This is a genomic window from Flavobacterium sp., from assembly GCF_035456085.1.
GTDB lineage: Bacteria > Bacteroidota > Bacteroidia > Flavobacteriales > Flavobacteriaceae > Flavobacterium.
This window is the reverse complement of sequence record NZ_DATIDY010000132.1, coordinates 25,875-48,198: the sequence shown is the minus strand read 5'-3', so window position 1 is coordinate 48,198 and position 22,324 is coordinate 25,875. Positions and strand designations below refer to the sequence as shown.

The following is a 22,324-nucleotide window of genomic DNA, read 5'->3' as shown; positions in this document are numbered from 1 at the left end:
TGTATTATTTTTTGGTCTTAGAAGAATCTATTTTTACAGGTGCAGGTTTCTTTTTACTCTCGTTAATAGAATCCTGCTTTCTTAATTGTTCTTTAATTTCTGGAGACAGACCGCCTAGTTTCGCGTATCGGCTCTGCAAACTTGTGTTTAATATTCGAGTTTCTAAATCTGTTCGGGTGATTTTTTTTCTTAAATATTTTTCAATCATTAAACTAGCAATAGGTCCTGCAATTGTTGCTCCAAAGCCTCCATTTTCAACTAAAATAGCGATCGCAATTTTGGGATCATCTTTTGGTGCAAATGCAACAAAAATAGAGTGATCTTGTAGTTTTGTTCTAACACCATTAATTTTCGCGAAATTTTCAGCAGTTCCCGTTTTACCACAAATGTCAATTCCATCGACTCTAAGAGCGTACGCTGTTCCTTTATTATAAACATCAAATAATCCGCTAATCATTGGAGGAAAATATTTTTTGTCAATTGTAGTTTCGTGTCTGGTAACGAACTTTTTATCAATGGTTTCTCCTTTTATTTTTTTAATGATATGAGGTGTATAATAATATCCTTGATTCGCAACCGCAGCCATCATGTTTGCTAATTGAATCGGTGTCATCAATACTTCACCTTGACCAATAGCATTAGAAATAATTGTTTTTCCGCTATAGCCCCAGCCAGGATACATTTTTTTATAGGTTTTTGAAGTAGGTATTTTACCTCTTCGGCCTATTGGTAAATCATAGCCCATGAATTGTCCTAGTCCAAAACTTTTAATGTGATTACTCCAGACATCAACCGCATAAGGTGTACTCTTGTATTTTGCTATTGTACGTAAATACACATTTGAGAAATATGCGTTACATGATTTATAAATTCCAACATGCAGATCTCTTGGGCCACCACCACAGTGACATCCTTGAAATCGACCAGGCGCATAATAAAATCCATGGCTACACATAAATGTAGTGCTTTCATCAACAACATTTTCCTGTAATCCGACAAGTCCAGTCATTATTTTAAACGGAGATCCCGGTGGATATTCTGCTAATAGTCCTCTATCATAAAGGGGTTTTGCTATGGAATCGTGATATAATTTTGTGTAATTCTTAGAACGTTGTCTTCCTACAAGAATTCCAGGATCATAAGATGGTGCTGTCACTAATGCTAAAATTTCACCAGTCTTAGGTTCAATAGCGACTATTCCTCCACGTTTATTAACCATTAATTGCTCGCCGTATTTTTGAATTTCAGCATCAATGGTAAGATTTATATCTTCTCCCTGAACAGCAATTGTATCGTATTTTCCGTCTTTATAAGAACCAATTTCTCGATTGAATTTGTCTTTCTGAAAGTATTTGACGCCTTTTATTCCACGGAGGATTTTCTCATAACTTTCTTCAACTCCTTGCCTTCCAATTAAATCTCCGCTTTTATAATATTTATTTTTTTCAATAAGTTTGTCATTAACCTGAGTTATAAAACCAAATATATTAGCTCCATAATCGACTTCATAATCACGTAGAGAACGTTTTTGAAAATAAAAGCCCTCAAATTTTCTGATTTTTTCTTGGAAAGCGGCAAATTCCGTTTTATTCAACTGTGCCATAAACACAGAAGGCAGTCTTGGGCTGTATACTTTTGCCTTTTCTATTCTTTTAATAAAATCTTCCTTAGTAATATTTAATAGTTTACAAAACTCAAGTGTGTCTGTTTTGTTTAATTCTCTTGGGATAACCATAATATCATACGAAGGCTGATTGGCTACCAATAATACTCCGTTTCTGTCGTAAATATAACCTCTCTCTGGATAATCATATTTTATTTTTATAGCATTATTTTCTGATTTTAATTTAAAAGAATCGTCAATAATTTGCAGATAAAAAACACGTAAGACTAACAAAGATGCACCAATAATAATTAAAGCTGGCAACAAGACTTTTCTCATCGTTTATTTGGCTTTATGAGATAAATAAGAATAATGCAGGTTAAAATAGTAAACAGTATACTTAAAAATGTTCTAAGTAAAATATCTAATAAAAAAGTGATTTGGAAAGATTCTAATAAAAATAAAACTATGTGATGTGTTGTAACCGATAGTAAAATAAACGTAAATCTTTCGGGAGTTAGTACATCATTCAATTTAATTGTTTGATATTCGTAACTAAGTCCGAATGAGAATTTGAAAAAATAAGGTCTTAAGAAAGCCAAAAGTACACAAGAAGTTGCATGAACACCACCAGAATTACAAAATAAGTCCATTGTCAGACCTAGAAAAAAACTAGCAATAAGCAAATTGGCTTTATTACCATTTACAGGATAAAGGATAATAAAAAGGATATAGGGAAATGAGCTTATGTAACCTCCAAAATTCATATTATTAAAAACCAGAATTTGTAAAGCTAATAAGAACACAAAACGAAAAATATTCACCAATAACGTGCTATTCATTTTTTCTTTGGTTTTCTAAATTTCTAATTTCTTCGCTGTTTTCAGTTTTTATAATATAAACATGCCCTAAATTAGTCATGTCATTGAATAATTTTACTCTTATGGTGTAATAGTGAGTTTTGTCACCCGGAATAAAAATTTTATCGATTGTTCCAATTCCAATATTTTCTGGAAAGATAACCGATTGTCCACCAGTAACAATTGTGTCTCCTTTTTTAATAGTAGCTAATCTAGGTACATCAATCAATTGAACAAAACCAGTATTTTTTCCATCCCAATTTAATGTTCCAAAATGATTCGAATGTTTAATCTTGGCGTTTATTTGTGATTTTGTATTCAATATACTAATTACAGTTGCGTAATTTGTAGAGACATCATCAACAATACCAACGATGCCCAAGCTGTTAATCACTCCCATATCTGGTCTAACTCCGTCTTTAGAACCTGAATTCAAAGTTAAAAAATTCTCATACACGTTATAAGAGTTACGAATTACTTTAGATACAATAATATCTTTTGGTAAAACACCTTTTAAACTATCTAAATTAGGGATTTTGGCCGAGTCTTGGGTTTTAAACAATAAGCTCTTTAAATTAGCATTTTCTCTTGCAAGTTCTTCGTTCTGTTCACTAAGGTGAAGGTATTCTTCTATTGAATTTATTTTTTCGTAAACACCACCACTTAAAAAATTTGCTGAGCTAATTATTCTGCTTCTGTGAAAAGAATGGGATTGAATCGTGAGCGATAATGAAATACCCAAAAGCAGCAAAAACAGTAACCTATTACTGTTTTTTATAATAAAAGAAAATATTTGCTGCATTTTTTATGGTATAATAAATGTTAAATAACTATAAGATTCAGTAAACCAAAGTTTTACTTGATTAATATGTTTTTAAATTTTGAAATGTTTTTAAGAGCCATTCCAGTTCCTCTTACTACAGCTCTCAATGGATCTTCAGCAATGTAAACTGGTAAATCTGTTTTTTGAGAGATTCTTTTATCAAGACCTCTTAACATAGATCCACCACCTGCAAGATAGATACCCGTATTGTAGATATCTGCTGCTAATTCTGGAGGTGTTTGAGATAAAGTTTCCATTACAGCATCTTCAATACGTTGAATTGATTTATCTAATGCTTTTGCAATTTCTCTATATGAAACTTCTACTTGTTTTGGTTTTCCAGTTAACAAATCTCTTCCCTGAACAGACATATCTTCTGGAGGTGTTTCTAGGCTTTCGATAGCAGCACCAATCTGAATTTTTATTTTTTCGGCAGTACTTTCTCCAACAAATAAATTGTGTTGTGTACGCATATAGTAAACAATATCATTTGTAAAAACATCTCCTGCAATTTTTACAGATTTGTCGCAAACGATACCACCCAATGCTATTACAGCAATTTCTGTTGTTCCTCCACCGATATCTACAATCATGTTTCCTTTTGGTTGCATAATATCGATTCCGATACCAATTGCAGCAGCCATAGGCTCATGAATCAAGTATACTTCTTTACCATTTACTCTTTCGCAAGATTCTTTTACCGCTCTCATCTCTACCTCAGTAATTCCTGAAGGGATACAAACTACCATTCTAAGAGCTGGCGTAAACATTCTTTTTTTCAATGCCGGTATGCTTTTTATAAACATACTAATCATCTTTTCTGATGCATCAAAATCTGCGATTACACCATCTTTTAATGGTCTAATTGTTTTAATATTTTCGTGCGTCTTCCCTTGCATCATATTGGCTTCTTTACCAACCGCAATAATTTTGCCCGATATTCTATCACGCGCAACTATAGATGGACTATCAATTACGACTTTGTCATTATGAATGATTAAAGTATTTGCTGTACCAAGGTCTATCGCAACATCCTCGGTCATGAAATCAAAAAATCCCATATGCCTTTTTGGGGTTAATAAGTTATAAAAAAATTACGCACAAAGTTAAACAAATTAATGTTTAAAATGACGAGTTCCTGTAAATACCATTGCAAGATTGTTATCATTACAATAATTAATACTCAACTCATCTTTGATTGATCCTCCTGGTTGAATTACTGCAGTTATTCCTGCTTTTTTTGCCAATTCAACACAGTCTGGGAAAGGAAAAAATGCATCACTTGCCATTGAAGCTCCTTCTAAACTAAATCCAAAAACCTTTGCTTTTTCAATTGCTTGTAACAAAGCATCTACTCTTGAAGTTTGTCCTGTTCCAGAAGAAATCAAAGTTCCATTTTTAGCAAAAACAATTGTGTTTGATTTGGTATTCTTGCAAACTTTAGAAGCAAAAATCAAATCCTCGATTTCTTGTTCCGTTGGTGCTTTATGAGTAACGGTTTTTAAGTCTGCTTTAGTATCAGTGATGTTATTTCTTTCTTGAATTAGTAAGCCGTTCAAACACGTTCTTACTTGTTTTTGAGGTAATTCTACCTCGTTTTGTATTAAAATAATTCTGTTTTTCTTTTCTTGTAAAATAGCAATTGCTTCAGCATCATAAGAAGGAGCGATAACTACTTCGCAAAATAATTTGTTTATTTCATTTGCTGTAGCAACATCAATATTAGCATTAGCAATCAATACACCACCAAAAGCTGATGTCGGGTCGCATGCCAAGGCAACAGTATATGCTTCGCAAATAGTTTTTCTTGTTGCTAATCCACAAGCGTTGTTATGTTTTAAAATGGCAAATGTTGGATCGTCATTTTTAAATTCATTAATTAAGTTTACAGCGGCATCAACATCTAATAGATTGTTGTATGACAATTCTTTTCCGTGAACTTTAGTAAACATAGCTTCAAAATCACCGAAGAAAAATCCTTTTTGATGTGGGTTTTCTCCATATCGTAATACTTGTCCATTTTCTATACTCGCTTTGTAGATAGTTTCGTCAGTATTAAAATAATTGAAAATGGCGCCATCATAATGAGAAGAAACGTGAAAAGCTTTAGTTGCCAATAATTTCCTGTCTTCTAATGTTGTAGCTCCATTTTGATTAGAAATCATATCCAAAAACAGACCGTATTGGTCCATTGAAGCAACAATTGCTGTGTCTTTGAAATTTTTTGCGGCAGCGCGAATCAATGAAATTCCACCAATATCGATTTTTTCAATAATATCTGCTTCGCTAGCTCCAGAAGCTACTGTTTTTTCAAAAGGATATAAATCTACAATTACCAAATCAATCTGAGGAATATCATATTCCTTCATTTGTTGTACATCGCTTTCGTTGTCCTGACGATTTAGGATTCCACCAAAAACTTTTGGGTGCAATGTTTTTACTCTTCCACCAAGAATAGATGGATATGAGGTAACATCTTCTACAGGAATAACTGGGATTCCTAAGTTTTTAATGAATTCTTCTGTGCCTCCTGTGGAATAAAAAATTACATTTTGCTCATGTAGTTTTCTAACAATTGGTTCTAAACCATCTTTTGAAAAGACTGAAATTAATGCTGATTTGATTTTTGTTGTTGTGCTCATTAGGTAGTTATAATTATCAAAGTGCAAAAGTAGTTTTTTTTGATAATATAATTCAATAAAAAGATGTAACAATCTTTTAAAATTACATACCTATTGTTGAATGTAATTTTTTAGGTTTTTGAAATAAAAAGATTGAATTTTACATTAATTCAAAATTGAAAAATATGCTAGTTTACCTCCGATTATTAAAAGAAAGTTTTGGTTTTGCAATGAATGCTTTGCGAAGCAATAAATTAAGAACATTGCTTTCTTTATTGGGTGTTACTATTGGTATTTTTTCAATAATAGCGGTGCTTGCAGCTGTGGACTCTTTGGACAAAAAAATCTCTAAAGATTTGAGTAGTATGGACAAAAACACTATTTATTTGTTGAAATTTTCTTTTGGACCTTCAGATATACCGCAATGGAAAAGGGAACAATTTCCTAATGTAAAGTACTCAGAATATATTTATTTGAAAAGTGTGATGACTCATACCGATCAATTAGCATATCGCATTTTTACCAGAAGCGAATCTATAAAATTTGGATCTAACATTGTTAGTGATGTACAGATATTCCCGGTTTCTCATGAATTTATTGATATAGAAGGGCTTGAGTTTGAAAAAGGAAGATTTTACAATGAATCTGAAGCTAATTCTGGAGCTACAGTAATTGTATTAGGTGCAGAGATAGCAAAATCACTTTTTGGAGATACAGAGCCAATTGGAAAAAACGTGAGATTGTATGGTCAACGATTTACGGTTATAGGAATTTTGAAAAAAGAAGGATCAACTTTTGGCGGAAGCAATGATTCGGCTGCATTTATTCCGGTTAACTTTATTAGAAGATTGTACGGCGATAACAATACTAATTTAACAAATGTAATTATATTCAAACCAGAAAAAGGAGTGGATATAGAAGAATATAAAAGTGAGATTTCTCAAAAGCTTAGAAGCTTCAGAGGTTTGAAAGCAGGAGAGATCGATAATTTTTTCATTAATGTCTTTGCAGGGTTCTTAGATTTCATAGATCAAATTTTGGGATCATTACGTATAGGAGGGATATTTATAAGTTTCTTTTCTTTTTTAGTAGGAGGTTTTGGCGTTGCTAATATTATGTTTGTTTCGGTAAAAGAGCGTACAAATTTAATTGGAATACAAAAATCATTAGGTGCAAAGAATCGTTTTATATTATTTCAATTTTTATTTGAAGCCATTATTCTTTGTATAATTGGAGGAGCAATAGGATTGTTAATGGTTTGGATCATTTCTATCATTCTCACCAAGGCATTAGATTTTGAATTTGTTTTGAGTATCTGGAATATCGTAATTGGAGCAGGATTGTCAATTTTTGTCGGAGTGTTATCGGGAATAATTCCTGCAATTAGTGCTTCAAAATTAGATCCTGTAGAAGCTATTAGAACAGGAATGTAATTTGTCTGGCATTATAATATTGTTATTTTAATGTAAATTTGGAACACTATAGATATTTAATTATTTTTGAAAGAGTGTCCCCTTAATTAAATCAATATCAATGAGCTTTATTTTAAGAAATGTAGATACAGTAGATTCTATTACCAGAGAGGATTTTAAAAAAAATTATTTAGACAAAAAAAAGCCTTTAATTATAAAAGGATTAACTAAGGACTGGCCTGCGCGTGAAAAGTGGTCAACAGATTATTTTAAAGAAATAGCTGGAGATATAGAAGTAAAGCTAGTTGATAATTCCAAGGCTGATCCAACAAAAGTTATTAATGCCTCTATCGCCAGCATGAAATTTGGTGAATATTTGGATTTAATAAAGAGAGAACCTACAGAATTGCGTATTTTTTTCTTCAATCTTTTCAAACACAGACCTGAATTGGTCAATGATGTAAAAGTGCCCAAAGATTTAATGGGTGGTTTTATTGAAAGTATGCCTGCCATGTTTTTTGGAGGGTCAAAAGCAATTACCTTTTTACATTATGATATTGATTTGCCTCACCTTTTTCATACTCATTTTGGTGGGCGCAAACACATTATATTATTTGATAATAAATGGAAAAAAAGGCTTTACTGCGTTCCCAATACTACTTATGCACTTGAAGATTACGATGTGACTAATCCAGACTTTGAAAAATTCCCAGCATTAAAAGGAGTAGAAGGATATGAAGTTTTTCTGGAACATGGTGATACCTTGTTTATGCCAGCAGGAATGTGGCATTGGATGCGTTACATTGATGGCTCTTTCTCTCTGACACTTCGTGCTTGGGATCAGTCAATAGCAAGGAAAGTAGCAAGTGTTTGGAGTTTGTTTATGCATGGTGCAGTTGATAGCGCAATTAAAGTAATTTTTAGAGAACGTTATGCGAAATGGCGTGAGAAACTGGTTTTTAAAATTGCTGAAAAAGAATTAAAGAAAGGAAGACCGATTGTATAAGAGCTTATTATAGAAAACTATTAAATAAAAAAAATCCCGAACTCGGGATTTTTTTATTATCTGATTGGATTATTTTGAATCAAATCGATGTATAAATTAATCTTATCTTTTAATTCTTTTCTTGGTACAATAAAATCTAAGAAGCCATGTTCTAACAAGAACTCAGCAGTTTGAAATCCTTCTGGCAAATCTTTACCTGTTGTGTCTCTTACAACGCGGGGTCCTGCAAACCCAATTAAGGCACCAGGTTCTGAGATGTTGATATCTCCTAACATAGCATAAGAAGCAGTAGTTCCTCCTGTTGTCGGATCAGTACAAAGTGAAATGTAAGGTAGTTTTGCTTTTGCAAGTTGAGCAAGTTTTACAGATGTTTTTGCTAATTGCATTAATGAATAAGCAGCTTCCATCATTCTGGCTCCTCCTGATTTGGAAATCATTACAAAAGGTAATCTGTTTTTGATTGCAAAATCAATTCCTCTGGCAATTTTTTCTCCAACAACAGCTCCCATAGATCCACCGATGAAGGCAAAATCCATACAGCAAATTACGACTTCTTTTCCTTTGGATTTTCCAACGCCGGTACGAACGGCATCTTTAAGATTTGTTTTTGCCATTACCTCTTTTAATCGATCCGAATATTTTTTTGTATCAACAAAATGTAAAGGATCTTTAGAAGTCATGTTTTTGTCTAATTCGACAAATTCATTATTGTCAAATAAAATATCAAAATAGGCCTCACTTCCAATTCTAACATGGAAACCATCTTCGGGACTTACAAATAAATTACGTGCCAACTCATCAGCATCTATAATTTTTCCAGTCGGAGATTTATACCAAAGCCCTTTTGGAATATCCATTTTGTCTTCGGTAGCCGTAGTGATTCCTTTTTCTTGTCTTTTAAACCAAGCCATATTTTTAATAATTTAAGATTTAAGATTTACGATATACGATTCAAAGACCGTATATCGTATATCATACATCGTACATTAAATATTGTAATTATAGTGTATTTACGTTATTTAAGTCAGCAAATGCTTGCTCAAGTCTTGCAATGAAAGTTTTTTCACCTTCACGCAACCATCTTCTTGGATCGTAGAATTTTTTGTTTGGAGCATCAGGACCTTCTGGGTTTCCAATTTGTGTTTTTAAGTACTCAATATTGTTAATCATAAAATCGCGAATACCTTCAGTAAATCCAAATTGTAAATCAGTATCAATATTCATTTTTACAACACCGTAGCTAATTCCTTCTCTGATTTCTTCAACAGTAGATCCAGATCCTCCGTGGAAAACAAAATCAACAGGATTTGGTCCAGTTTGGAATTTGTTTTGAACGTAATCTTGAGAATTTTTCAAGATTTTTGGAGTCAATTTTACGTTTCCAGGTTTGTAAACACCGTGAACATTTCCAAAAGCAGCAGCAATAGTAAATTTAGGGCTTACTTTTAATAGTTCTTCGTAAGCATAAGCTACTTCTTCTGGTTGAGTATATAATTTTGAGCTGTCTACATCAGAATTGTCTACACCGTCTTCTTCACCACCAGTGATTCCAAGTTCGATTTCTAGAGTCATTCCCATTTTACTCATTCTTGCTAAATAAGTTTTACAGATTTCGATGTTTTCCTCGATTGGCTCTTCAGATAAATCGATCATGTGAGAAGAGAATAATGGTTTCCCTGTTTCTGCAAAATGAGCTTCTGAAGCGTCTAGTAATCCATCAATCCAAGGTAATAATTTTTTTGCACAGTGGTCAGTATGTAAAATAACTGTTGCTCCATATGCTTCTGCTAATGTATGAATGTGTTTTGCTCCAGCAATACCACCAGCGATAGCGGCTTTTTCTCCAGCATTAGAAAGTCCTTTTCCAGCATTAAATTGTGCTCCACCGTTTGAAAATTGGATAATTACTGGTGCGTTAAGTTTAGCTGCAGTTTCTAATACTCCATTAATTGTGTCAGATCCTATAACATTTACAGCTGGAAGCGCAAAACCTTTTTCTTTTGCATATTGGAAAATTTCTTGAACTTGATCGCCTGTAGCTACTCCGGGTTTAATATTGTGTGCCATTGTTTTTTTACTTTTAAATTGTTTTTTTTAGTTTTTAGATTATAGTTTGCAAAAATAAGAATTAATTAGCATTTAGAAAGGGTAATTGATCCCAAAATTAAATACTGAATTTGCAAAATTATATTGTGTAAACCACCGATCCCCGATTTCCTTGGCCGGATTGTAGGTTTTAAACCCAACATCAAGCCTAACGACAAAGAAACTTATATCATATCTAAGACCAAATCCTGTTCCTAAAGCGATTTCGCTCAAGTCTTTTATGCTGTCAAATTTTGCTGGATCATACGTAACAGCGTCAAGAACGTTCCAAATGTTCCCTGCATCTGCAAAAAGTGCGCCACCCCATTTGCCAGCAATTTGAAAACGATATTCGCCACTAATGGCAATTTTCATATTGGCTTCATTAAAGTCATTTGTAAAGGAACTACTTCCTGGTCCAAGGTTGTAAGGTTGCCACGCTCTGTTGTCATTTGATCCTCCCGCATAGTAACTTTTGGAAAACGGAATTGTATTAGAGTTTCCATAAGGAATAGCGATTCCAAAAAATGTTCTCATGGCAAAAATGTTTGATTTACCCAAGCTCCAGTGTTTAATGAAGTCAAATTCTGTTTTTAAATATTCAGAATATTCTAAATTGAAAATCTCATAATTTCCATCTGTATTTTTAGGAATATTTCCAAGTTCTGAAATCACAGACAATAAAGTTCCTGCAGATTCTAATTTTGTTCTAAATGTGTAGAAATCATTGTCTTGTAAGTCTTTTTTACTGGTTTTGGTAAAATTAAAATTTGTCGCCAAGATGAAATCATTATCAGTAAGTCGTATCCTCTGCTGTTCAATACTATTAACATCTTGAAATTCTGAATCGCTCGGCGTTAATGCAGTTTTACCAGTTAAAACATCATTTGTAAAACCTGTTGTTCCGCTTTCTATAATTAAATTTCCATTTGAGTCGACATAACTTGGCTCCTCATTATGTGTTTTAGCAATATCGTTTAAAGCATCATAGGAACTCGTATAAACATGAAAATAATTCTGAGGATTTAAATTGCGGACAAATTGAAAGTTTAATAGATCCAATCGAGTTGTTGTATTTCTCTTAGGCGTCCAATTATATGAAAAAGATCCAGTAAAATTTTCCTTGTCCAAGCCAATATTGGTTTGTTTGGAAAGTCCCAGACTGACTACTGTAGAAGGAATCATACTTTTTGGAATGATTTTTTCTGTTTTAATTGGAAATAATACTCTTGGAAAATTCAATTTTGCATCCACACCATATTCAGAAACATTAAAAAAACTATCATCTGAATTGGCAATATCATTCGATGCTCCAATATTTCCTCTTGCCGAAATTTCTAATGTTTCGGCTCCATTAAACACATTTCGTACTGTTTCCGTTACACTTCCGGTAATCCCAAAATCTTCTATGTTGGAATGTGTAAAATCTAAAGTATAACCAAAGCTGTATTTTTTCCTTGGAGTCAAATAAATTTTAGCAATCAAAGACTGAGCAGTTGAGTCTTTTTTATCAACTTCATATTGTATGGTTGGATAATTAAAAGTCTTTAAATTGTTTAAATATCTAGTAGATAAAACTGTTCTGGTATCATTAAACATACCCCCTTTTGTGATAAATACCGCATCAGTAATAGCATGTGGCGTATATTTTATTTTTTTAAAACCATATAAAGTCATATTATTATAAGTCACGCTGTCCTTAATTGGTTGATTGTGATTTGCAGCAGAATAATCTGTGAATATTTTAATGTCACTGATTTTATATAGTTTAAAAGGCTCTGTCTTAATAGAATCGTTTTCCAAATAAGAATAGTTTGCAATATTTAAAGTTACATCTGCTTTATTCTTTTTATTAATGGTATCGATATCAAAATTAATGTAATTGGGTTGAAAAAGATAAGCGCCATGATTTCTGAAATAGGTGCTAATATTATTTTTTTCATTTTCAAAATCTTCCGTTTTATATTGTTTTCCCGGAATCAACATCGATGTTGTTTTTTTATAAAGAGAATCTAATGCGGGAGAAAGAATTTTTGTTTTTACAGTATCAATAAAATACGGATTTCCTGTGTTCAAGTAGTATTTCATTCGGGCTTTTTTAGGAGCCAAAGAATCTAATTTATAAGATGCTTTAATGTCAAAATAACCATTGTTAAAATAATAGCTTCTAAGTCTGGTTAATGATTTTTTTGATTTTGTAGTATCAGCAATAACAGGCGCTTCGCCAGTTTCTTTTAAGAACTCATGAATACCGTGATACCAAAATGACTTACGAAGACCTTCTATTTGTTTCGCCGAAAGCCATCGTACTTCCCGATCATACTTTTTTTTGTTATTTAAATATTTTAAATTAAAAGTAGAATCGGGATTTGGATTGGCCAAATTGTACACATTTAACAGAAATCTGTACTTTAATATAGTGCTGTTAGGTTGTTGGTATAATTGATCGTAAATAGTTTGATTTTTGACTAATTTGTCGTTTTCAAAAATTTGATTTTTTACAAGAAGTTGTTTTCTGTCTGGTACTCTTTTTTCTGAATTACAAGCGTAGAAAAAGACACTAATTAGGATAAATAATGATATTTTTGCAACGTTCTTTTTCTCCTTAAAAAATATAGATTGCCTTTTATTTTCGGCAAAAATATTTTTTATTTTAATGAAAAAAAAACATTTATTCATGTGGGGATTGGTGTTATAGAATATTTAATTCAAAAATACATTTTTTATGCTTAGTAAAAACCAAATAAAACTTATATCTAGTTTGCAACAAAAAAAATATCGTTTTGCGAATCAATTGTTTTTTGCTGAGGGTGTAAAAGTAATTCAAGAATTAGTAAAATCAAATTTTGAACTAGAACATCTTTATACCACCAAAGAAGATTTTGCCTTAATTCCTTCTCATAAAATGTCAATTATTAGTGAAAATGAATTGAATAAAATCAGTGCATTGTCAACTCCAAATACTTGTCTGGCAGTTTTTAAAATCCCTTCGGAAACTAATATCATAGAAACTGGTTTGATCGTTGCGCTCGATTCTATAAGAGATCCGGGAAATATGGGAACAATTCTCCGATTGTGTGATTGGTTTGGAATCCAGCAATTAATTTGTTCCAAAGAAACGGTAGATATATATAATCCAAAAGTTGTCCAAGCGACTATGGGTTCTATTGCCAGAGTAAATGTTAATTATATTGATTTAGAAAATTATCTCGAAAAAACTAAATTACCAGTTTTTGGAACATTTATGGATAGTGAGAATATTTATAAAACAGATTTACCACATGAAGGCATTATTGTCATGGGAAATGAAGCTAACGGAATTTCAGGAAGTATAGAAAAATTGGTTACAAAAAGAATTACCATTCCTCGTTTTGGAGATCTTCAAATTACAGAAAGTTTAAATGTTGCCACGGCCACAGCTATTATTTTAAGCGAATTTAGAAGACAAGGATAAATTAATGGAAAGTAAAATTAATTAAAAGAGCTCTTGATTTCATGGATTCGATATTGCCTGTCCAAGGGCTGTTTGGATCTTTATCACGAATTAATTCATCTGAAATTCCAAATTGTCCTCTAATAGAAGGGGAAAATATAAAATATTCTGAAAAAATATCGATACCAAAGCCTATTTCATAATTCGTTGTCCAAGTTTTTACTCTAAATCTTTCTTCAAGATTATCATCTACGGATTTAGCATTACTGGATAAATTTAAATTAGCAGATACTCCTCCCAAAAGATAAGGCCGAACATTTCCTGTTCTAAGCGCTGAAAATTTTAATAATAATGGAAAATTAATATAAGTACTATTGACTTCTCTTATGGCATCGCTTGGCGAATCAAAAGAGTAGTGAGGAGGATAATGCAATGTTCTGTCCGAATAATAAAGCCCCGGTTCGAAACGTAAGTCTAAATATTCTTGTAGCCTAAAATTGGTAACCAATCCAACATTAAAACCAGTGGTTTTGTCAACCTGTATGTCGTTGCCTACCTCTTTATAGTCGATTTTGAAATCATAAGAGTTGAATCCCAAATAAAAACCAAAATAGAGTCTTTTCTTTTGCCAATTTTCAAGGTTTATTATTGGATCCTTGCTGAAAATGCTTTTAGAATTTTGCGAGATTCCTTTTGTGGTAATAGTCAATAGAATTAAAACAATTATTTTTTTCATATTTATGCTGAATGTCTATTATTTTTTTGAAGCAGAGTATATAGTTGCAACACCAAATGTTTGTGGCATAGCTTTAACGTTTATAAACCCAGTTTCTCTTAAAATATTGTTTAATGCTTCTCCATATGGAAAAGCAGCAGCAGATTCAGATAAATATCCATAGGCAACATTATCTTTTGAAAACAGTTTTCCAATTAATGGTAAAATGTTTTTACTGTAAAAATTATAACCTTGTTTGTAAGGAGTTTTGTCTGGTACAGAAGTTTCTAAAATAACAAAAATCCCACCTGGTTTTAAAACTCTCAAGATTTCAGTAAGGCCGGTTTTTAGGTGTTCAAAATTTCTAACCCCAAATGCCACTGTTATTGCGTCAAAAAAGCTATCTTCAAAAGGCATATTTTCAGAATCTCCTAAGACCATTTCAATAGTTTGAGAAAGGTTTTTTTCTTGAATTTTTTTGGTTCCCACTTCAAGCATTCCTTCAGAAATGTCTAAGCCTATGATTTTTTTGGCTTTGGTTTGTGCCATTAAAATAGCAAGATCTCCTGTACCTGTAGCAATGTCTAAGATTGTCTCAGGATTAGTTTCTGAAACTAATCGCAACACTTTTTTTCTCCATTTAACATCGATACCAAACGAAATAACACGGTTTAAGTTATCATAATTCCCCGAAATAGTGTCAAACATTTGGGCAACTTGTTCTTTTTTGCTAAGAGAGGAGTCTTTATAAGGAGTGATCTGTTTTGACATTTTTTTTAATTTCTACAAATATAAGCAAACTTATATACTATAAATGGGATTTTTTTATAGAGCAAAATTTTATTAGATAATGCTATTCAAAAAAATGAAAAATAATCGAAAAATCACCAAAAGTGGGTATTGTGGATGCTGTTTTTATTACTGATGTTTGTACTTTAAAATTTAAATATTTTTTGATGATTAGACGGGAACTAATGACTCAAAGCAAATGGATGCTCCTTGCGCTATCTATCTCATTTGTTCTTGTATTGTTTTTTGAAGGTACTGTCACTAGTGGCGGTATTATTTTAAAAGCGCAAAATACGTTCTTAGGATTAAATTTGTTTTTGGAAATTTTAATTTTCTTTACCTTTAGTACCTTTGTGGTATTTGGTACTAAAGGTTTTTTTGAGTTGTACTCTCAAAAAGTATCAAATTACATTGTCCTCATCTCGGGGATGATATTGATATTTGTGATTTGTATATTATGTTATCAAATTATAGTACAGGAATAAGTCATTTTCCGTTAATCATTAAAAAAAGCATTCTAATTTTAGAATGCTTTTTTTTTAGGAATTCAGTGATTTTATTTAAAAATCAGATTCTGACAAATGTTTGATAAGTATATGCAAATTGGTGCTTATCATCAATTGGATTAAACTCTGTTTGGATTTCTTTCCACTCATTAAGATTGATTTCAGGAAAGAAAGCGTCGGCATCAAAACTGTGATGAACTTTTGTAATTTCTAGTTGATCAGCAAATGGAAGGCCTAAATTATAAATTTCTCCTCCACCGATTATAAATGAAGTATCATTTTCTGGGCAAACGGCAAGAGCTTTTTCAATACTATCTACAACAATACAGCCTTCGGGTTTGTAATTTTTTTGTCTGGTTATTACAACATGCGTTCTGTTGGGAAGAGGTTTAGGAAAACTTTCAAATGTCTTTCTGCCCATGATTATATGATGACCTGTCGTTAAGGATTTGAATCTTTTGAAGTCATTGGGTAAATGCCAAACTAATTCATTGTTTTTTCCTAAAGCATTGTTTTCTGCAACAGCAGCAATCATAATAATCATAATGTTTGTATTTATTTGGAATTATTTTCCTCGATTTTGGATTGTAATTGAGCAATTTTTTTTTGTTGTAAAGATACTAATCGGTCAATTTGTTCTCTTTCCCAATATTTATTCATAAACCGATCGGTTATGAAAACCTTTATAAAATGCAATACAAAAATAAATAGCCAAATAATAATAAACCAAATACACCAATTTAACGCTATTGCTGTTTCAAAAAAATATACACTTGTAAACAAAAAAATACTACCTAAAGTAAAGAAAACGAAATGGTAGTACAATCTTTTCTTTTGCCGTATGCGGTTTCTGGCATATTCATATTGTTCATGTACTTCTTTTTCCATAATATAGAATTTTGCTTATAAAGATAAAATTTTATTTTTAAAGTAAACTATTTTGAATATTGAATATTTAGTCGGAAATCGTTTTCACAAATCGAAAAAAATATAAAAACGTTTAAATTTTTTTTAATGATAAAAAAGGTATATATTTTTTGCTAATGTATTAAAAATGAGATAGTTTGTCAATATTTCGAATTATTTTATTTACTTTGCTATATCATTATAAATAAAAGAGTTATGTCAATAAAAAAACAATTTATAAAAACAAAACCGATTTGTAAAGTAACTTTTTCTATAGAGGCAAAAGATGCAGATCAAGTATCTGTAATAGGAGATTTTAATGATTGGAAAATAGAAGATGGTGCCTTGATTAAATTGAAAAATGGTACTTTCAAGGGGACTTTTGAGGTGGATAAAGATGCAACTTACGAATTTAAATATGTTGTGGACGGTACTTATGTTAATGAACCAGAGGCTGATTCCTTTAAATGGAATGATTTTGCAGGCGCTGAGAACAGCTTATTAATAGTATAGTTAAACAAAAAATCCGCTTCAATGCGGATTTTTTTATACAGCTACATTTCCTTTAATAAGGGCGTGCGGCTCATAACCTTCTAATGTGAAATCGTCGAAATCAAAATCGAAGATATTTTTTATGTTGGGATTCAAAATCATTTTTGGTAATGGTTTTGGTTCGCGGGTAAGCTGTAGTTCCAATTGTTCAAAATGATTATTGTAAATATGTGCATCTCCAAAAGTATGGATAAATTCACCTACGTCAAGATCGCAAACTTGGGCAATCATCATTGTAAGTAAGGCATAAGATGCAATATTAAAAGGTACACCTAGAAAAATATCTGCACTGCGTTGATATAGTTGGCATGAAAGTTTTCCTTTTGTTTCTCCCTTTTCAGTATCTGGTGTAGCTACATAAAATTGAAAAAAAGCATGACAAGGTGGTAATGCAGCTTTGTTATTGGCTACATTTTCTTCAAATGATTTAGTTGTGTCTGGTAATACAGATGGATTCCATGCCGAAACAAGCATTCTACGGCTATTTGGGTTTGTTTTTAATTCGGTAATAAGCTCCGAGATTTGGTCAATTTCTTCACTATTCCAATTACGCCATTGGTGTCCGTAAACAGGACCTAAATCGCCGTTGCTATCTGCCCAGGCATCCCAAATTTTCACTCCATTTTCCTGAAGATATTTGATATTGGTATCCCCTTTTAGAAACCAAAGCAATTCGTAAATAATGGATTTAAGGTGTAATTTTTTGGTAGTTACCATCGGAAAACCTTCGCTTAAATCAAATCTCATTTGATAGCCAAATACACTTTTTGTTCCAGTTCCAGTTCTGTCTCCTTTTTGACAACCGTTAGTCATAACATGTTGTACTAAGTCTAGATATTGCTTCATTTTTTGTGGGCTTTATGGCTTATCTATAGACGTTAAGTTCTATTGCATAACGTCTTAAGATTCTCTTTTTGAAATTTCGTCACGAATTTTAGCTGCTTTTTCATAATCTTCATGTTCAACAGCTTGACTTAATAGTTCGTTTAATTCCTGTAAACTATGATTTGAATATGTATTTCCGGATTCATTACTTTCTGTAGAGCCAAATGTCTCTGGATTAGAAAGAATGTCCTCCATCTCATTAGAAGCTTCACTTTCTAGCGGATTGGCTTTGAGGTAAATTCCAGCTTTATCTAATATGTTTTTATAAGTAAAAATAGGCGCATTAAATCGAATAGCCAAGGCAATTGCATCTGATGTTCGGGCATCAATTATTTCTTCGATTTTATCTCTTTCGCAAATGATACTTGAGTAAAAAACGCCATCTACTAATTTGTGAATAATTACCTGTTTTACAATTATATCAAAACGTTCTGCAAAATTCTTAAACAAGTCATGTGTCAAAGGGCGAGGAGGCTTAATTTCTTTTTCTAAAGCTATAGCTATAGACTGAGCTTCAAAAGCCCCAATAACGATCGGTAGCTTTCTTTCTCCTTCAACCTCATTTAAAATTAACGCATAAGCGCCATTTTGAGTCTGACTGTATGAAATTCCTTTTATTGATAGTTTGACTAAGCTCATGTTGGTATGGCAAGTACGGAAGTACTTTATATTAATTGTATCTTATCCTTGTTTTAAATAAAGTGCAATTTTAATCAAAATTTATCGAACAAAAAAGCTACCTAAAGCAAAGATACAATTATCTTATTTTTAGGTAGCTTATTTCTAAGAAATTAAATTTTTAGGAATGCTGTTCTTTGAAAGCTTTTAGTTTGGTTATTAATTGAGGTACAATTTCGAATGCATCTCCAACTACTCCATAATCAGCTACTTTAAAGAAAGGAGCTTCAGGATCACTATTGATAACTACCTTTACTTTAGAAGAATTAATTCCGGCAATATGCTGTATCGCTCCAGAGATTCCGACAGCGATGTATAAATTTGTTGAAACAGGTTTTCCTGTTTGTCCTACGTGTTCACCATGTGGTCTCCATCCCAAATCTGATACTGGTTTTGAACATGCAGTTGCAGCTCCAAGAACGCTGGCTAATTCTTCAATCATTCCCCAGTTTTCAGGTCCTTTAAGGCCTCTTCCTCCAGAAACTACAATATCAGCGTCGGCAATTGAAACTTTTCCGGAAACTTTTTCAACAGATGCTACTTTTACACCAAAGTCACCATCTCCAATTGTTGGGTTGAAATCTTCTTCTGTTAATGATGATGGATTTTCAAAAATTCCATATGAGTTTTTACCGATTGATAAAACTTTTACATCGGTATTGATTTCAGTAATGTTGAAAGCTTTATTAGAAAAAGCATTTCTTTTTACCTGAAAAGGCGAAGTACTTACTGGTAAACCAACAACATTTGATGCATAACCAGCTTGTAATGCAACGGCAACTTGTGAAGCAATGTAAATACTATCTGTTGTAGATGATAATAAAACAACTTTGGTAGCTTCTTTTTGAGCAGCTTGTTTAATGACATCAGCATATGCTTTGGCATTAAAGCCAGCTAATTTGTCATTGTTAACTTTCAAGACTTTATCAACTCCGTATTTTGACAATTCAGAAACGTCGCCAGCATTTATGGTTAATGCAGTTACAGTTGTTCCTAAAGATTCGGCTATTTTTTTTGCATAAGAAGCTAATTCGAATGCTACTTTTTTAAATTTTCCTTCTGCAGATTCTGCGTATATTAATATTGACATGATTTTTTATTTTAAATGTTGAATTATAAATTTTAAATGTGTTTGAGAATATCAATTCATAACTTAAAATTCATAATTTAGAATTATATTACCTTCGCTTCGTTGTGTAACAAATTAATTAACTCATCCAAATTATCTGCAGAAACTAATTTCACTGCTGATTTTGGTGCTGGTTTTTCGAATTTTACAGCTTTGGTATAAACAGGAGCATCAACAGGTTCTAAAATTGTCAAGGCTTTTGTTCTGGCAGTCATAATACCTCTCATGTTTGGAATACGCAGATCTTTTTCTTCTACCAAACCTTTTTGAGCTCCAATAATTAACGGTAAAGTAGTTGTAACAGTTTCTTTTCCACCATCTATTTCGCGAACCGCAGTTACATTAGAACCATCAACTGTGATTGCTGTACAGGAATTTAAAAAGTTATATCCTAATATTCCTGCAATCATTCCAGGAACCATTCCGCCATTATAATCTAAAGATTCTTTTCCGGCAATTACAATGTCGTATCCGCCATTTTTAATTACTTCTGCTAACTGTTTGGCTACAAAAAAACCGTCAGTTGGATTTGCGTTCACACGAATTGCTTCATTAGCGCCAATTGCCAATGCTTTTCTTAATGTAGGTTCCGTATCAGGACCGCCAACATTCACGATAGTAACTGTTGCCCCTTGTTGTTCCTGGAACCAAATTGCACGTGTTAGACCATACTCATCATTTGGATTAATTACATATTGAACTCCATTTGTATCAAATTCAGAGTCTCCGTTGGCGAAGTTGATTTTTGAAGTAGTATCAGGGACATGACTGATGCAAACTAATATTTTCATAATTATATATATTAAATTCTTTTTTGTATTCTGACAAATTTAAAATAATAAATTGAATAATTTACTATGCATGCATAATATTTTTAGTCACTATTACGATTTCGTAAATTATGATGTGATAAAATAAGATTTATTTAATATTCTTTCATTGTTATGTTTAAAATATTGTGAATAATATTGCTTGTGATGCGGTCTCGTCTCAATAACAATAGTTTTTTTAGAATTAAAATAAAAGAACTATTTTTTAATTTTTGAAACTGTCGATTTTTGATAACTATTTATTTCGAATGAAATCAGCTTATTAGCTTGACTAGTCGTTACAGCTTTTAAATGTTGGCGAAAGCAAATGAAAAAGTATAGCAACTAATCCGAAACATCTCTTAAAATAAACAATACTATAAAAGCTTGTTATTTTAAAGAAATTTATGCTTTAAGTAATTTAAAATAATTATTTTTGCGGTTCAAAAATTACACACAGACTATATAAATATGAGAACGATACAATTTAGAGAGGCTATTTGTGAGGCGATGAGTGAAGAAATGCGTCGCGATGAATCCATATACTTGATGGGTGAAGAGGTAGCTGAATACAATGGTGCATACAAAGCATCTAAAGGAATGCTTGCAGAATTTGGCGAAAAAAGAGTGATCGATACACCAATTGCTGAGCTTGGTTTTACTGGAATTGCAGTAGGATCGGCAATGAATGGTTGTCGTCCGATAGTGGAGTATATGACTTTCAACTTTTGTTTAGTTGGTATAGATCAAATTATAAATAACGCTGCCAAAATGCGCCAAATGACAGGTGGACAATTTAATGTGCCTATCGTTTTCCGTGGACCAACTGCTTCGGCTGGTCAGTTGGGAGCAACTCACTCTCAAGCTATTGAGAATTGGTTTGCCAATACTCCTGGTTTGAAAGTTATTGTTCCATCAAATGTTTATGATGCTAAAGGTTTATTAAAATCGGCTATTCGTGATAATGATCCAGTTATTTTCATGGAATCTGAGCAAATGTATGGAGATAAAGGTGAAGTGCCAGATGGTGAATATACTATTCCGATTGGTGTTGCAGATATCAAAAGAGAAGGAACTGATGTAACTATCGTTTCTTTTGGGAAAATTATAAAAGAAGCTTATATAGCTGCTGATCAATTAGCAAAAGAAGGTATTTCATGTGAAATTATCGATTTGAGAACGGTTCGTCCAATGGATAAAGATGCGATTTTAACTTCTGTTAAAAAAACTAACCGATTAGTAATTCTTGAAGAAGCTTGGCCTTTTGCAAGTGTGTCTTCAGAGATTGCTTACCTTGTTCAGGAGCAAGCTTTTGATTTCCTTGACGCGCCAATCCAACGTATTACAACAGCAGATACTCCAGCACCTTATTCTCCAGTGCTATTAAAAGAGTGGTTGCCAAACGCAACTGATGTTGTAAAAGCTGTTAAAAAAGTATTATACAAATAATTGAATATCACTATTTAAAAAGCTTCATCAATTGTAATTTTGATGAAGCTTTTTTTTATATAT

22 protein-coding genes are annotated in these 22,324 nt (G+C 32.2%); 6 read left to right on the top strand and 16 right to left on the bottom strand.

Features of this window, described 5'->3' with window-relative positions:
- Nucleotides 1–4: 4 nt before the first annotated feature.
- Genes mrdA through purH form a run of 5 tightly spaced genes read right to left on the bottom strand, consistent with a single transcriptional unit; the run spans nt 5 to nt 5,928 of the window.
- Nucleotides 5–1,942, bottom strand: coding sequence for a penicillin-binding protein 2 (mrdA, locus tag VLC96_RS10270; RefSeq protein WP_325262681.1), 1,938 nt, complete (start codon nt 1,940–1,942; stop codon nt 5–7).
- A complete protein-coding gene (locus VLC96_RS10265) occupies nt 1,939–2,445 on the bottom strand; it encodes a rod shape-determining protein MreD (RefSeq protein ID WP_325262679.1) in 507 nt (168 codons plus the stop codon). Before VLC96_RS10265 ends, mrdA begins: the two co-directional genes overlap by 4 nt.
- Nucleotides 2,438–3,265, bottom strand: coding sequence for a rod shape-determining protein MreC (mreC, locus tag VLC96_RS10260; RefSeq protein ID WP_325262677.1), 828 nt, complete (start codon nt 3,263–3,265; stop codon nt 2,438–2,440). The genes VLC96_RS10265 and mreC overlap by 8 nt, the downstream gene beginning before the upstream one ends.
- Nucleotides 3,266–3,318: 53 nt before the next feature.
- Nucleotides 3,319–4,347 carry a rod shape-determining protein gene (locus VLC96_RS10255; protein WP_325262674.1) on the bottom strand — a complete coding sequence of 343 codons (1,029 nt, stop codon included), beginning with the start codon at nt 4,345–4,347 and terminating at the stop codon, nt 3,319–3,321.
- 54 nt (nt 4,348–4,401) lie between these two features.
- Nucleotides 4,402–5,928 carry a bifunctional phosphoribosylaminoimidazolecarboxamide formyltransferase/IMP cyclohydrolase gene (gene purH / locus VLC96_RS10250; protein WP_325262672.1) on the bottom strand — a complete coding sequence of 509 codons (1,527 nt, stop codon included), beginning with the start codon at nt 5,926–5,928 and terminating at the stop codon, nt 4,402–4,404.
- Nucleotides 5,929–6,092: 164 nt separating this feature from the next.
- On the opposite strand from purH, the gene VLC96_RS10245 reads away from it, so the two are divergent.
- Nucleotides 6,093–7,340, top strand: coding sequence for an ABC transporter permease (locus VLC96_RS10245; protein WP_325262671.1), 1,248 nt, complete (start codon nt 6,093–6,095; stop codon nt 7,338–7,340).
- A 100-nt stretch (nt 7,341–7,440) separates the two neighbouring features.
- Entirely contained in the window at nt 7,441–8,325 is an 885-nt protein-coding gene (locus tag VLC96_RS10240; protein ID WP_325262669.1) for a cupin-like domain-containing protein, read from the top strand.
- 56 nt (nt 8,326–8,381) lie between these two features.
- Here VLC96_RS10240 and accD read toward each other — a convergent pair whose 3' ends face one another.
- From accD to tamL, 3 genes are all read right to left on the bottom strand, one after another.
- On the bottom strand, nt 8,382–9,236 hold the full coding sequence (gene accD, locus VLC96_RS10235) for an acetyl-CoA carboxylase, carboxyltransferase subunit beta (RefSeq protein ID WP_325262668.1): 855 nt from the start codon (nt 9,234–9,236) through the stop codon (nt 8,382–8,384).
- Between the two features lie 88 nt (nt 9,237–9,324).
- Nucleotides 9,325–10,392: a class II fructose-bisphosphate aldolase gene (fbaA, locus tag VLC96_RS10230; RefSeq protein ID WP_325262667.1), complete on the bottom strand. Its 1,068-nt coding sequence runs from the start codon at nt 10,390–10,392 to the stop codon at nt 9,325–9,327.
- 72 nt (nt 10,393–10,464) lie between these two features.
- Complete coding sequence (gene tamL / locus VLC96_RS10225; RefSeq protein WP_325262666.1) at nt 10,465–13,089, bottom strand: translocation and assembly module lipoprotein TamL; 2,625 nt, start codon at nt 13,087–13,089, stop codon at nt 10,465–10,467.
- A gap of 46 nt (nt 13,090–13,135) precedes the next feature.
- Here tamL and VLC96_RS10220 point away from each other — a divergent pair, with 46 nt between their 5' ends.
- The gene (locus VLC96_RS10220; protein ID WP_325262665.1) at nt 13,136–13,864 is read left to right on the top strand and encodes a TrmH family RNA methyltransferase; all 729 of its coding nucleotides are present in this window, start codon (nt 13,136–13,138) and stop codon (nt 13,862–13,864) included.
- A gap of 1 nt (nt 13,865) precedes the next feature.
- Here VLC96_RS10220 and porT read toward each other — a convergent pair whose 3' ends face one another.
- Both porT and ubiE read right to left on the bottom strand, forming a co-directional pair.
- The gene (porT, locus tag VLC96_RS10215; RefSeq protein WP_325262664.1) at nt 13,866–14,579 is read right to left on the bottom strand and encodes a type IX secretion/gliding motility protein PorT/SprT; all 714 of its coding nucleotides are present in this window, start codon (nt 14,577–14,579) and stop codon (nt 13,866–13,868) included.
- Between the two features lie 18 nt (nt 14,580–14,597).
- A complete protein-coding gene (gene ubiE / locus VLC96_RS10210) occupies nt 14,598–15,329 on the bottom strand; it encodes a bifunctional demethylmenaquinone methyltransferase/2-methoxy-6-polyprenyl-1,4-benzoquinol methylase UbiE (protein WP_325262663.1) in 732 nt (243 codons plus the stop codon).
- A 122-nt stretch (nt 15,330–15,451) separates the two neighbouring features.
- On the opposite strand from ubiE, the gene VLC96_RS10205 reads away from it, so the two are divergent.
- Nucleotides 15,452–15,832, top strand: a complete 381-nt coding sequence (locus VLC96_RS10205) for a hypothetical protein (RefSeq protein WP_325262662.1) — start codon at nt 15,452–15,454, stop codon at nt 15,830–15,832.
- A gap of 82 nt (nt 15,833–15,914) precedes the next feature.
- Here the strand turns inward: VLC96_RS10205 and VLC96_RS10200 are convergent, their stop codons facing one another.
- Together VLC96_RS10200 and VLC96_RS10195 are read right to left on the bottom strand one after the other, a co-directional pair.
- Nucleotides 15,915–16,397, bottom strand: coding sequence for a dihydrofolate reductase (locus VLC96_RS10200; RefSeq protein ID WP_325262661.1), 483 nt, complete (start codon nt 16,395–16,397; stop codon nt 15,915–15,917).
- An 11-nt stretch (nt 16,398–16,408) separates the two neighbouring features.
- Nucleotides 16,409–16,741: a 2TM domain-containing protein gene (locus VLC96_RS10195; RefSeq protein WP_325262660.1), complete on the bottom strand. Its 333-nt coding sequence runs from the start codon at nt 16,739–16,741 to the stop codon at nt 16,409–16,411.
- Nucleotides 16,742–16,975: 234 nt separating this feature from the next.
- Between VLC96_RS10195 and VLC96_RS10190 the strand changes: the two genes are divergently transcribed.
- Nucleotides 16,976–17,272: an isoamylase early set domain-containing protein gene (locus VLC96_RS10190; protein WP_325262659.1), complete on the top strand. Its 297-nt coding sequence runs from the start codon at nt 16,976–16,978 to the stop codon at nt 17,270–17,272.
- A 33-nt stretch (nt 17,273–17,305) separates the two neighbouring features.
- Here VLC96_RS10190 and VLC96_RS10185 read toward each other — a convergent pair whose 3' ends face one another.
- From VLC96_RS10185 to VLC96_RS10170, 4 genes are all read right to left on the bottom strand, one after another.
- Nucleotides 17,306–18,157 (bottom strand): thymidylate synthase, encoded by an 852-nt coding sequence (locus VLC96_RS10185; protein ID WP_325262658.1) that lies wholly within the window; start codon nt 18,155–18,157, stop codon nt 17,306–17,308.
- A 54-nt stretch (nt 18,158–18,211) separates the two neighbouring features.
- The gene (locus tag VLC96_RS10180; RefSeq protein WP_325262657.1) at nt 18,212–18,835 is read right to left on the bottom strand and encodes a bifunctional nuclease family protein; all 624 of its coding nucleotides are present in this window, start codon (nt 18,833–18,835) and stop codon (nt 18,212–18,214) included.
- A gap of 160 nt (nt 18,836–18,995) precedes the next feature.
- Nucleotides 18,996–19,964 carry an electron transfer flavoprotein subunit alpha/FixB family protein gene (locus tag VLC96_RS10175; RefSeq protein ID WP_325262655.1) on the bottom strand — a complete coding sequence of 323 codons (969 nt, stop codon included), beginning with the start codon at nt 19,962–19,964 and terminating at the stop codon, nt 18,996–18,998.
- Between the two features lie 83 nt (nt 19,965–20,047).
- The gene (locus tag VLC96_RS10170; protein WP_325262654.1) at nt 20,048–20,794 is read right to left on the bottom strand and encodes an electron transfer flavoprotein subunit beta/FixA family protein; all 747 of its coding nucleotides are present in this window, start codon (nt 20,792–20,794) and stop codon (nt 20,048–20,050) included.
- Nucleotides 20,795–21,283: 489 nt separating this feature from the next.
- Here VLC96_RS10170 and VLC96_RS10165 point away from each other — a divergent pair, with 489 nt between their 5' ends.
- Nucleotides 21,284–22,261 (top strand): pyruvate dehydrogenase complex E1 component subunit beta, encoded by a 978-nt coding sequence (locus VLC96_RS10165; RefSeq protein WP_325262652.1) that lies wholly within the window; start codon nt 21,284–21,286, stop codon nt 22,259–22,261.
- Nucleotides 22,262–22,324: the final 63 nt, after the last annotated feature.

Coding starts and splice junctions, on each gene's coding strand:
- VLC96_RS10195 (WP_325262660.1), bottom strand. CDS start 16,741: ATGGAAAAAGAAGTACATGAACAATATGAATATGCCAGAAACCGCATA.
- VLC96_RS10200 (WP_325262661.1), bottom strand. CDS start 16,397: ATGATTATTATGATTGCTGCTGTTGCAGAAAACAATGCTTTAGGAAAA.
- VLC96_RS10255 (WP_325262674.1), bottom strand. CDS start 4,347: ATGGGATTTTTTGATTTCATGACCGAGGATGTTGCGATAGACCTTGGT.
- VLC96_RS10185 (WP_325262658.1), bottom strand. CDS start 18,157: ATGAAGCAATATCTAGACTTAGTACAACATGTTATGACTAACGGTTGT.
- accD (WP_325262668.1), bottom strand. CDS start 9,236: ATGGCTTGGTTTAAAAGACAAGAAAAAGGAATCACTACGGCTACCGAA.
- VLC96_RS10190 (WP_325262659.1), top strand. CDS start 16,976: ATGTCAATAAAAAAACAATTTATAAAAACAAAACCGATTTGTAAAGTA.
- VLC96_RS10180 (WP_325262657.1), bottom strand. CDS start 18,835: ATGAGCTTAGTCAAACTATCAATAAAAGGAATTTCATACAGTCAGACT.
- ubiE (WP_325262663.1), bottom strand. CDS start 15,329: ATGTCAAAACAGATCACTCCTTATAAAGACTCCTCTCTTAGCAAAAAA.
- VLC96_RS10245 (WP_325262671.1), top strand. CDS start 6,093: ATGCTAGTTTACCTCCGATTATTAAAAGAAAGTTTTGGTTTTGCAATG.
- mrdA (WP_325262681.1), bottom strand. CDS start 1,942: ATGAGAAAAGTCTTGTTGCCAGCTTTAATTATTATTGGTGCATCTTTG.
- fbaA (WP_325262667.1), bottom strand. CDS start 10,392: ATGGCACACAATATTAAACCCGGAGTAGCTACAGGCGATCAAGTTCAA.
- VLC96_RS10265 (WP_325262679.1), bottom strand. CDS start 2,445: ATGAATAGCACGTTATTGGTGAATATTTTTCGTTTTGTGTTCTTATTA.
- porT (WP_325262664.1), bottom strand. CDS start 14,579: ATGAAAAAAATAATTGTTTTAATTCTATTGACTATTACCACAAAAGGA.
- VLC96_RS10240 (WP_325262669.1), top strand. CDS start 7,441: ATGAGCTTTATTTTAAGAAATGTAGATACAGTAGATTCTATTACCAGA.
- tamL (WP_325262666.1), bottom strand. CDS start 13,089: ATGAATAAATGTTTTTTTTTCATTAAAATAAAAAATATTTTTGCCGAA.
- VLC96_RS10170 (WP_325262654.1), bottom strand. CDS start 20,794: ATGAAAATATTAGTTTGCATCAGTCATGTCCCTGATACTACTTCAAAA.
- VLC96_RS10175 (WP_325262655.1), bottom strand. CDS start 19,964: ATGTCAATATTAATATACGCAGAATCTGCAGAAGGAAAATTTAAAAAA.
- VLC96_RS10165 (WP_325262652.1), top strand. CDS start 21,284: ATGAGAACGATACAATTTAGAGAGGCTATTTGTGAGGCGATGAGTGAA.
- purH (WP_325262672.1), bottom strand. CDS start 5,928: ATGAGCACAACAACAAAAATCAAATCAGCATTAATTTCAGTCTTTTCA.
- mreC (WP_325262677.1), bottom strand. CDS start 3,265: ATGCAGCAAATATTTTCTTTTATTATAAAAAACAGTAATAGGTTACTG.
- VLC96_RS10220 (WP_325262665.1), top strand. CDS start 13,136: ATGCTTAGTAAAAACCAAATAAAACTTATATCTAGTTTGCAACAAAAA.